The following is an 11026-nucleotide window of genomic DNA, read 5'->3' on the forward strand; positions in this document are numbered from 1 at the left end:
AAATTGTAATTCAGAATACTTGTATTCCCTCGATCACTTGTAAATTTAATTCAATAGTCATATTACGGTAGGTATTCTCAGGCGCCTAGCATTCTTAGAAAGATTCTTTATTTCAATAAATATAGTTATAAAATGCATGGTAGATAATTGAAATACGAATGATATGTACTGAAAAAATACTATTGAGGTGATTTCGATATGAATAAAGTTCATGAACATAAAAATGAAGAGTCCATCGTTTTTTCTATACTTAATTCAGATGGAGTGATCGTAAATAAAGCTGCTGAACCTAAACTTAATGACAGTGAACTAAGAACCTTAATGAAGAGAATGGTATTCACCCGTGTGTGGGATGAACGAGCCATTAAATTAAACCGTCAGGGAAGGCTTGGATTATGGGCACCTGTTTCTGGTCAGGAAGCCAGTATGGTCGGAAGTGAGGCCGCGCTACGTAAAGAGGATTTTATTCTTGGAAGCTACAGGGATATTCCTCAAATGGTTTGGCATGGGTATCCTTTGTATCAGTCATTCCTTTATTCTAAAGGTCATCAACATGGGGGCCAGATACCGGAAGATGTACATGTACTTATGCCACAAATTATTATTGGGGCACAAATTATTCAAACGACAGGGGTAGCGATGGGCTTTAAACTTCGCAAACAAAAAAATATTGCAATTGCTTATATTGGTGATGGTGGGACTTCGCAAGGAGATTTTTATGAAGGTATCAATTTTGCAGGCGTGTACAAGGTACCGGCTATTTTCTTCGTACAAAACAACCAGTATGCCATTTCTGTTCCGTTAGAAAAACAGACAGCGGCTGAATCCATTGCGGCTAAATCAGCTGCAGCAGGGATTCCTGGAATTCAAGTAGACGGCATGGATGTATTGGCTGTCTATCAAGTAGTTAAAGAAGCTGCAGAAAGAGCTCGGAATGGGGAAGGACCGACTCTAATCGAAGCATTAACCTATCGCTATGGACCCCATACAATGGCAGGCGATAATCCTTCCCTTTATCGAACGAAAGAGGAAGAAGATGAATGGAAGAAAAAAGATCCACTCATTCGATTTCGATCCTACCTGATGAATAAAGGAATTTGGACAGAAGCGGATGAAGAAAGCGCTAGAAAAGAAGCGGAACAAGCAATTTCTGATGGCCTTAAAAAGGCGAATGAAACGCCAAAAATGACGGTTCCAGACTTAATTGACAGTATGTTCGAATAAACACCAGCATATTTGGAAGAACAAAAAAATCCGTTTTCGGCGAAAGGGGGAAAATAGTATGTCTCAAATGACAATGATTGAAGCCATTACAAATGCAATGGACACCGAACTAGCAAAAGATACCAATGTGTTAGTTTTTGGGGAAGATGTTGGCCTTAACGGAGGCGTATTCCGTGCAACGAGCGGGCTTCAACAAAAATACGGTGAAGAGCGTGTGTTTGATACCCCCCTAGGTGAATCGGGAATTGGTGGCTTGGCAGTTGGTTTAGGCCTACAAGGGTTTCGTCCCATCGCTGAAATTCAATTTTTCGGTTTTGTTTTCGAAGTATTTGATTCGATTGCTTCACAAGCTGCACGAATGCGTTATCGCTCCGGGGGAAGATTCACGAGCCCGATTACTTTTCGTTCGCCTTTCGGAGGAGGAGTGAAGACGCCTGAAAATCATGCGGATAGCTTGGAAGGATTGATGATGCAAACGCCTGGATTGAAAGTAGTAATCCCTTCGAATCCGTACGACGCAAAAGGACTGTTGATTTCATCGATACGGGATAACGATCCGGTCATATTTCTGGAACATATGAAATTATATCGTTCTTTTCGAGGTGAAGTCCCTGAAGAAAGTTATACCATCCCACTTGGTCAAGCGAGTGTGGTTCGGAAGGGTAATGATGTGACAATCATCACATATGGTGCCATGGTTCACACCTCATTACAGGCAGCCGAAGAAATTGAAAAAATACGGGGGACTCAGGTTGAAGTGATCGATCTTCGAACAATCCAGCCACTAGATATCGACACGATTATGACTTCAATTGAAAAGACAAACCGAGCGATTGTTGTTCAGGAAGCACAAAAAACTTCGGGAATCGCGGCCGAAGTTATTGCACAAATCAACGAGAAGGGGATTGACCTCTTGGAAGCTCCCGTTTTACGTGTGGCTTCACCGGATACCATCTATCCATTTGCACAGATTGAAGACGAGTGGATTCCTAATCCCGCCCGAGTGATTGAAGCATTGAATACTGTTTTGGATTACTAATTCGACGGATTGAGAGAATCGGAGGTTGGTACATTGGGGACGTTAAAAATGAAACTACCCGAACTTGGCGAAGGGATTTTTGAGGGAGAAATTTTAGAATGGCGTATAAAACAGGGAGACTCCGTAGTGGAGGATGACATTATAGCAGAGGTTCAAAATGATAAAGCAGTAGTTGAACTCCCTTCACCATTCTCCGGGAAAGTGGTAGAAATCAAAGTAGCAGAAGGAGAAGTTTGTACTGTCGAAGATACCATCCTTGTACTGGAGGTTAAGGACGTAACGAACGCAACTTCAGAAAATGTGGTAGAAAATAAAGAACCAGAGCAGGATATGGCTTCAACTACAGTAACATCGGCTGCTGTACCTCCATCTTCAGAAGGTATTCAAGGTAAGCAAACGATAAAAGCTACCCCAAGTGTGCGTAAATTGGCTCGGGAAAAGGGGGTTTCTTTACATTTACTTACACCCACTGGAAAAGATCAGCGAATTACCCGTGAAGATGTATTGGCTTTCGATAAAAATGAACAGAATCGCATTGCTACTACCGACATTGACGATGCGCCTATTGGAAAAAATGAGATAAGTAAAAAGGAACAAAAAATTCCTTCATCGCTTCCTAGTCTGATGGAAGAAGCGTTGGAGGAAAGGAGTCCAATCCGTGGAATTCGTAAGGTTATAGCCAATGCAATGGTGAAATCAGCGTATACAATTCCACATGTAACCATTATGGATGAAGTAGAAGTAGGGGGATTAGTAGCTATTCGTACGAAAGCAAAGTCTTTTGCAGAGGAAAAAGGTGTGCAACTTACGTATCTTCCATTTATAGTGAAAGCTCTCATTGCAGGATTGACCCAGTTCCCGGTGTTGAATAGCTCAATAGATGAAGAAACAAATGAAATTGTTTACAAAAAGTATTACAACATCGGAATTGCAACAGACACGGATAACGGTCTTTTAGTTCCAGTCATCAAATCCGCAGAACGAAAAAATATATGGGCGATTGCTAGTGAAATAAAGGATTTGTCTATGCGCGGACGGGCAGGGAAATTGAATGCAGACGAATTAAAAGGAAGTACAATTACAATAACAAATATTGGCTCAACGGGAGGAATGATATTTACCCCGATTATCAATTATCCTGAAGTTGCCATACTTGGCATTGGGCGCATAACAGAAAAGCCAATCATAAAAAATAAAGAGATTGTTGCAGCCTCTATGATGAACCTTTCGTTAAGCTTTGATCATCGCATCATTGATGGGGCTACGGCACAAAAGTTTTTAAACTATATTAAACAATTATTGGAAGACCCTCGATTGTTAGTGTTGGAAGTTTAGTATAAGGTACCAGGTCCCGAAACAATTCAGAATTGTTTTGGACCTGGTACCTTTAATTATGTGTTCATTTTATTAAAAAGGTACCTGTGTGTGTGAAACAATCATGAATGTTTAAACACACGCGAATGTTTGACACACAGGTACCCAATATTATATTTTAAGATAGTAAGTTAAATAAGAGATATCGTATAGATTTAGAATGAAATTGGCGGGTATACTAAATAAAAAAGTATTATGGAAACATTCATTCGAAAAAAGTACAAGAGGCTTTTTTCTTCTAGCGAGTAGTAAGGAGTTTCGCACGATAAATCCGTCATTATACCACTTCAGGGGGACGAATAAAATGGAATTAGAAAAAAAGCAACTTGAAAAACGAATTTTAGTATCGCAACGGAAACAGCCGGCGGATTTCATTTTACGTAATGCACAGGTTGCTGATGTTTTTTCCCTTCGGTGGATCCAGGCAGACATCGTAGTGACTGATGGAATTATTGTCGCAATAGATGAACACGGTTTATTCGAAGCAATTAATGAAGAAGATGCAGCAGGACGATATGTGATTCCGGGGTTAATTGATGGACATATACACATTGAATCTTCCGTTGTTACTCCGTCTGAATTCAGTAGAATCCTACTTCCTCATGGTGTAACAACTGTCATTACGGATCCACATGAAATTGCAAACGTAGCAGGTGGTAAAGGAATCCAATTCATGATTGAGGATGCTGCGGGTTGTGAAATGGATATATTCTTCATGCTTCCCTCGAGCGTCCCTGCAACCACATTTGAACATGCGGGCGCTGTTTTGCGTGCGAAGGACTTAGAGCCTTTTTTGTTACATTCTTCGGTCTTAGGCTTAGCCGAAGTGATGGATTTCCCTTCCGTTCTAGGTGCACAATCAGATATGTTAGACAAACTTCTAATGGCGCAGGGGGCTAATGTAAAGATTGACGGTCATGGTGCTGGCCTAAATTCGGAGCAAATCCGTGGGTACCGTGTAGCGGGGATTCAAACAGATCATGAATGTGTCACGGCTGAAGAAGCGCTGGATCGTGTCACACAAGGCATGTATGTATTGATACGCGAAGGTTCCGTTGCTAAAAATTTACGTGACGTGCTGCCTGCGGTTACACCTTATAACGCTCGGCGCTTTTTGTTTTGCACGGACGACAAGCATTTAGACGAATTGCTGGTGGATGGAAGTATTGATCATGCTATTCGTCTCGCCATTCAAGAAGGGATGGAACCACTTCAGGCTATTCAATTAGCTACGCTCAATGCAGCGGAATGCTACGGGTTGTCTTCTAAAGGGGCACTAGCCGCAGGATTCGAGGCAGATTTAGTAGTACTAGACGATTTAGAGAGTTTTCAACCAGTGGCGGTGTGGAAGAACGGTGTGAAAGTTGCGAAGGATCAACGTATGTTATCGAAAAAAACAATGAATCCGTCGCCTTCATCCAGTATTACACAAACAGTTAGCCTTCCTTCATTAACCGCAGATGATTTTGCAATCCCTTTTACAAATACGGGATTGGCACATGTAATGGAAATTATACCGAATCAATTAATGACAAATAAAAGAGTTATACAAGTCCCTGTTGAAAATGGAGTATTTATTCCAACTGTCAAAGAGGATTTGTTGAAACTGGCTGTAATAGAAAGGCATCATAGTTTAGGCACGATTGGATTAGGTATTGTACACGGTTTTGGATTGCAAAGTGGAGCGGTTGCGACAACTGTAGCCCATGATTCGCATAATGTAATTGCACTTGGAACAAATGATCGGGATATGATTGTCGCATGCGAAGAGTTACAACGAATCCAAGGAGGATATGTAGTCGTACAAGACGGAAAAGTACTCGCGTCACTTGCATTACCAATTGGCGGGCTTATGACCGATCGTAGTGCGATAGAAACCATTGAAGATTTAGAACGGTTGCATACTTCACTGCATACTCTGAATCCAGCTCTTGACTTTCATTTGTTTGTCACGTTATCTTTTTTGAGTTTACCCGTCATTCCTGAACTGAAGTTGACGGACACCGGTTTGTTTGACGTCAATCTGTTCCGACACATTCCGATTCAGGCGGGCTCTATGGATTGAAATGCGTGAATAAAGGTGCCTGTGCATTGAACTTTCATGAATGTTTAACTAAACACGAAAGTTTACCGCACAGATACCCTATAACGTGGAGGAGGCAACGACTAGATGTCCTATGTGTTATTACTTATCGGATTTGTTTTATTAATAAAAGGAGCTGACTTTTTCGTAGACGGTTCTTCTAGTATCGCCAGGTTGCTTCAAGTTCCGCCGATCTTGATCGGACTGACAATTGTCGCTCTTGGCACCAGCTCACCGGAAGCAACAGTCAGTATTATTGCAGCGATGGCCGGAAATGCAGATGTTGCAGTAGGGAATGTAGTAGGCAGTAATATTTTTAACATTACCATCGTTGTTGGACTCGCCGCGTTTCTATTCCCACTGAAAGTTCAGAGTGAAACGATTCGCAAAGAAATCCCTTTCACTTTGCTGGCAAGTATCGTCATGTTGGTGTTAATGAGTGATATGGCACTGCAAGGCTTGAGTAGTAATATGATCACGCGCAGTGATGGAATAGTTTTCTTACTTTTCCTTTCGATCTTTATGTATTATATAATCGAACTAGGTCTCAAAAGTCGTCAAAATGCCGTGCTAACCCAAGTGACGGAGAATGGTAAATGGGGAAAAAACATTATCATTACGGTAGTCGGACTGGCGGCGATTATATTCGGGGGAGATTTGGTTGTAGATAACGCGACAGAAATTGCGTATTCCCTCGGCATGAGTGAAACATTAGTCGGTCTAACGATTATCGCGATTGGTACCTCGCTACCAGAATTAGTTACATCGATTTCAGCAGCATTGAAAAAAGAAAGTGAAATCGCGTTGGGGAATATTGTCGGAAGCAATATTTTCAATATCTTGTTTGTTCTCGGGGCGTCTTCCACCATTACGCCTATTGCGGTGAATGATAAAGTATTTATCGACGTCATTATCATGATTGTATTGACGTTAGTATTATTGATATTCGCGAGGACAGGCTTAACTATTGGAAAGCGTGAAGGCTTAATGCTCGCTTTAGCCTACATCATCTATCTAGTGTACGTCATTTTACGTAATTGACCACTCTCATATATGTATCCTTATATTTTTAAGGCTGGTACTTTTGATCAATGAAAATAATTGCGTACAGTACAATAAATTATCTTTAGAAATTGATCAAATCTGAGAGTCGCAAAATTGAATAAAGGTACTTGTGCATGGAGCTTTCATGAATGTTTAAACAAACATGAAAGTTTTGCACACAGGTACCCTACACTATAATTTTGTACTATTTGAGACGTTCTGACCATTAATCGGTCAAAGCGTCTTTTTTTATGCTTGATCAACAACAAGTCCAGTAAGATGTTTATCTACTATGTATTCTTCAAATCCGGTCCACATGTATAGTGATTTTTTATATGAATAAATCAATTGGGAATAGCTACGTAGTATAGGATGGCTTGTAATTATTGAATGGAAAAGACTGTGGAAAGTACCAGGTCCTGAAACAATTCAGAATTGTCTTGGGACCTAGTACCTCTATCTATTTTGAATTCTAGCAATGCAAGGTATCAATAGATAGTCATTTTCTTTTCGTACCAGCTCCCCTTAAGTTTGTGTTGCTTTTTTCAACTTTCTTTTCAAACTCAATAACCACAAAGTATTTAGTTTCCCTTACCTTCTCAACACTTATCACTTTTCCGTTACGCCCTTTTATCCTTACACTTTCATCCACGGCCGGTATTTTCCGTGATGCTATATTCAGTAGTTCAATGTTGTTTTCAAAATAATGAATGGCATACATTCTTTACTCCCCTTTTTTAAAATGAGTGTTGGTATCCATTCATTTTATGAAGATGATTGTGATATAGAACGTGGGCAAGTAATTTTGTGTATCTATTTGTTTGTCACGTAGGTATTCTTTTCTTAGACAATCACAAACTTCTACATTTATAAGGCTTAACGTGAATGTATTTAACAGGTACTTAAAATAATGTTTAGCTACACACTAACATCCCATGTGTTGCCACATATACTTTAGACATGTTGAGTGTATGGCTTGGTTGGAATTAGTATTTAATAAGCGGCCAATATGTGAGTTCGCATTTTGGTAATTTTGTTATATGTAACATAGGAAAAAATTACTACAAAACTCTTATAGTAATTAATTGCGAATTTCCAACCGTAAGTTCGGACTTTAAAAAAGAACCAGGTCCCGAAATAATTCAGAATTGTCTTGGGAACTGGTGCCTTTACTTATTTATTTCTTAGGAAATAACGTCTTGAAACCTAGTTTTTAAAAAAGGTTCCAGGTCTGGTACCTTTACTTAGGTGGGCTTATGACCGATCGTAGTGCGATGAAGACCATTGAGGATTTGGAACAATTGCATACTCTGTATCCCACTCTTGACTGTCATTTGTTTGTCACGTTATCCTTTTTGAGTTTACCCGTCATTCCTGAACTGAAGAGGACGGACACCGGTTTGTTTGACGTCAATCTGTTCCGACAAATTCCGATTCAGGCGGACTCTATGAAATGAAAAGGGTGCTCGGTGTGGTGAAGATCGGTACCTTTAATATTGTGTTATTTGGGATGTTCTGACCATTAATTGGTCATAGCGTCTCTTTTTATGCGTGATCAACAACAAGTCCAGTAAGATATTTTTCTGCTATGTATTCTTCAAATCCGGTCCATATGTATATTGAATTTTTTATGAATAAATCAATAGGGAATAGATTGGAAGTTTAGGGTGGCTTGAAATTAGTGAATGAAAAAGCTTATATGGAGCTTGTAATCGACTTACTATCAGTAGAAAATCTATAATTTTCCCACCGACGCCCGCGCGCCAAAAACCGCGGAATTGTCTAAGTACGAGTCGCGGCAGCGGAAATTTTAGACGGAAAATACGTCTTTTTCACTAGTAGTCAAAAGTTTTAACATAGGAAGGGTTTATTGATTTACCTGTTAGTTTGTATGAATGGATTGGAATGGCTTTGGATTTATTTTTATGGATTTTGAATGAATATAATTCTTATTATACGTACATTTGAGCATCCATTTAGTAGGGATCTGGTTCCTCTATTCAATTCAACAAACCATCGCATTCATTCCGATTCTAGCGGGTGCAGTCGCAGGACTGTTAATCTGGCCAGCAATATTGGGAGGAATCTATCACGCTGCAATCCTTCCAATCGTTTTGTTGGAGATGGAACAAACAGGTGTAAGTTTTCTCGGGGCGGTGGATATGGTCGGTTTGGTCATGGTCGCGGCGGGTATTAACTTGGCGAACATTTTATTTCCAAGAGACAAAGGAGAAGCAACCATCGCAGCACCTGGTTTTATGATTAATATGGGCTTCGGGACTTTCGTGGAATCTGCCTATCCGTTCATGTTTTCCAATAAATTTGTATTTGCTGGTGCTATCGTGTCAGGTGGTATCGGTGGAATGATTGTCGGTCTGTTTGATGTAAGAGGAACTGCGTACTTACCGTCATTCGTAGCACCTTTTGCATCTAGTAATGTAATAGGGTTAATTATTGCGATGCTTAGTTCGATGTTATGTGCTTTTATTATTACTACTATAGCTAACAGGGCTGTTAGAGTGACTAAATTATAAGAAGAATGAAAAGGCCTGAAATTGGAATGTAACCGTGAGCGTCCACTAGTGAACACGTTGTTCCTTAGATAAGAAAATGCCTTCCCGACATTTTGTCAGAAAGGTATTTTTCTATTTTTTTAATTGAAAATGATAGTCATTATCAATCGTTTGTTGTATAATGATTTTAGCCTTTTCCTTATTCATTTTTTGTATCAACTCGTTAACACACTTCCACAAAGAATAAGTTTTTACTGCACAAAGAAAGGAAGGTAAAAAATATATACATATTTGGTAATGAACGAAGAGCATCTAAAAGGCATGTCAAACAAATGAAGTTATTCAATTGAATCTCACTAAAAGGAATATACGATATGAACATTTTGGTTAGAAGCGTTAATAATTTCAAGGTATTACTTACTTTATAAAAAGAGGAGTTATTTGTAATGAAAAAGTGGTCATTATTTGTATTTATATTTGCCTGTATGCTAGTTATCTCCGCATGCGGATCGAAAGAAACTGATAAACAAGTGGACAAATCGTCTAGTACTAATAAAGAAGCTGTGGAATCGACAGAAATAAAAATTAAGCATGAACTTGATAATAAAGAAGTTGTCTTGAAAAGAAAACCAGAAAAAATTGTTGTACTGGATTTTGGCGTTTTAGATACGTTGGATTCATTAGGCATTGAAGTTGCAGGTGTTCCACAAAACGCGGTACCTGAGTATTTAAAAAAGTATGCCGGATCTGAGTATGCAAATGTAGGAAGTTTAGTGGAACCGGACTTTGAAGCAATTCATGGAATGAAACCGGATCTTATTATTATCGGGGATCGTCAAGCTGAAATGTATGACGAATTTAAAGGTATTGCTCCAACAATTTACATGAGTATAGACTTCACAAACTATATGGATTCATTTACAAACAATATGGAAACAATCGCAAAAATATTTAATAAAGAAGAGCAAATTGAAAAAGAGCTAAAGGAAATAAATGAAAAAGTCGATTCAATTAAAGAAAAAACAAAAAATCTAGATGCGAAAACATTGATTGTCATGGTGAATGAAGGAAAAATAAGCGCTTATGGACCTGATTCGCGTTACGGTGGATTCATCCATGATGTAGCAGGCTATAAAGCGGTGGATAAGGATATTGAACAAGCAAGATTTGGCCAATCGATTAATTTTGAATATATTACAGAGAAAAACCCAGACATTATCTTTGTTGTCGATCGTAGTGCAGTACTAAATCCTAATCATGTTAGTGCAAAACAAGTGCTTGAAAATGAGCTGTTTAAAAGAACAAATGCCTATAAAAATGACAAAGTGATTTATCTAGATACGGAAGCGTGGTTCTATGGCGGTGGATTGCAATCATCGAAAAAAATGATTGAAGATACAGATGCATATTGGAATTAAATAATTAAAAAGGTACCAGGTCCCGAAACAATTCAGAATTGTCTTGGGATCTGGTACCTTTAATTATAGATAGAAGGGGTGCTTCATGATTTGTAAACTATAGTGGTGAACATACCACCAACTCCATCAGTAAGGTTGTTAGAAATATGATGCGAAATATTAAAAAGTACCTGTGTGAAAAACAATCATGAATGTTTTGTAACTGCTAAACTAAACTGGACAGTTTCTGCTCGATAAAAATGAACACTTTTCGCTCACACATCCTCCTATCAGTTAAACTTAGAGTGTATTTGATAACTGATGAAACGGAGGATAAGAAAGGTGCTGAAGT

Annotated in this window: 8 protein-coding genes and 1 pseudogene; 8 read left to right on the top strand and 1 reads right to left on the bottom strand. The window is 39.0% G+C overall.

Features of this window, described 5'->3' with window-relative positions; all coding sequences use genetic code 11:
* Nucleotides 1-198 precede the first annotated feature (198 nt).
* The 5 genes from pdhA to CSV79_RS10925 all read left to right on the top strand — a co-directional run bounded on the left by pdhA (nucleotide 199) and on the right by CSV79_RS10925 (nucleotide 6761).
* The gene (gene pdhA / locus CSV79_RS10905; protein WP_099689084.1) at nucleotides 199-1224 is read left to right on the top strand and encodes a pyruvate dehydrogenase (acetyl-transferring) E1 component subunit alpha; all 1026 of its coding nucleotides are present in this window, start codon (nucleotides 199-201) and stop codon (nucleotides 1222-1224) included.
* 58 nt (nucleotides 1225-1282) lie between these two features.
* Entirely contained in the window at nucleotides 1283-2263 is a 981-nt protein-coding gene (locus tag CSV79_RS10910; RefSeq protein ID WP_099689085.1) for an alpha-ketoacid dehydrogenase subunit beta, read from the top strand.
* Nucleotides 2264-2311: 48 nt separating this feature from the next.
* Nucleotides 2312-3598, top strand: coding sequence for a dihydrolipoamide acetyltransferase family protein (locus CSV79_RS10915; protein WP_199171911.1), 1287 nt, complete (start codon nucleotides 2312-2314; stop codon nucleotides 3596-3598).
* A gap of 343 nt (nucleotides 3599-3941) precedes the next feature.
* Nucleotides 3942-5702, top strand: a complete 1761-nt coding sequence (gene ade, locus CSV79_RS10920; RefSeq protein ID WP_099689087.1) for an adenine deaminase — start codon at nucleotides 3942-3944, stop codon at nucleotides 5700-5702.
* Between the two features lie 105 nt (nucleotides 5703-5807).
* Nucleotides 5808-6761, top strand: a complete 954-nt coding sequence (locus CSV79_RS10925) for a calcium/sodium antiporter (RefSeq protein WP_099689088.1) — start codon at nucleotides 5808-5810, stop codon at nucleotides 6759-6761.
* Between the two features lie 502 nt (nucleotides 6762-7263).
* Here CSV79_RS10925 and CSV79_RS10930 read toward each other — a convergent pair.
* Entirely contained in the window at nucleotides 7264-7485 is a 222-nt protein-coding gene (locus tag CSV79_RS10930) for a hypothetical protein (RefSeq protein ID WP_099689089.1), read from the bottom strand.
* A 529-nt stretch (nucleotides 7486-8014) separates the two neighbouring features.
* Here CSV79_RS10930 and CSV79_RS10935 point away from each other — a divergent pair.
* From CSV79_RS10935 to CSV79_RS10945, 3 genes and pseudogenes are all read left to right on the top strand, one after another.
* A pseudogene (locus tag CSV79_RS10935) lies at nucleotides 8015-8221 on the top strand (adenine deaminase C-terminal domain-containing protein); the annotation flags it as partial.
* A gap of 507 nt (nucleotides 8222-8728) precedes the next feature.
* Complete coding sequence (locus tag CSV79_RS10940; RefSeq protein WP_233201425.1) at nucleotides 8729-9298, top strand: hypothetical protein; 570 nt, start codon at nucleotides 8729-8731, stop codon at nucleotides 9296-9298.
* 425 nt (nucleotides 9299-9723) lie between these two features.
* Nucleotides 9724-10695 (top strand): siderophore ABC transporter substrate-binding protein, encoded by a 972-nt coding sequence (locus CSV79_RS10945; protein ID WP_099689091.1) that lies wholly within the window; start codon nucleotides 9724-9726, stop codon nucleotides 10693-10695.
* Nucleotides 10696-11026: the final 331 nt, after the last annotated feature.

It is taken from the genome of Sporosarcina sp. P13 (assembly GCF_002743055.1).
Lineage (GTDB): Bacteria > Bacillota > Bacilli > Bacillales_A > Planococcaceae > Sporosarcina.

What these genes read in the sequence shown, in the direction of transcription:
- pdhA (WP_099689084.1), top strand. Translation starts at nt 199, where the DNA reads ATGAATAAAGTTCATGAACATAAAAATGAAGAGTCCATCGTTTTTTCT.
- CSV79_RS10910 (WP_099689085.1), top strand. Translation starts at nt 1,283, where the DNA reads ATGTCTCAAATGACAATGATTGAAGCCATTACAAATGCAATGGACACC.
- CSV79_RS10915 (WP_199171911.1), top strand. Translation starts at nt 2,312, where the DNA reads ATGAAACTACCCGAACTTGGCGAAGGGATTTTTGAGGGAGAAATTTTA.
- ade (WP_099689087.1), top strand. Translation starts at nt 3,942, where the DNA reads ATGGAATTAGAAAAAAAGCAACTTGAAAAACGAATTTTAGTATCGCAA.
- CSV79_RS10925 (WP_099689088.1), top strand. Translation starts at nt 5,808, where the DNA reads ATGTCCTATGTGTTATTACTTATCGGATTTGTTTTATTAATAAAAGGA.
- CSV79_RS10930 (WP_099689089.1), bottom strand. Translation starts at nt 7,485, where the DNA reads ATGTATGCCATTCATTATTTTGAAAACAACATTGAACTACTGAATATA.
- CSV79_RS10945 (WP_099689091.1), top strand. Translation starts at nt 9,724, where the DNA reads ATGAAAAAGTGGTCATTATTTGTATTTATATTTGCCTGTATGCTAGTT.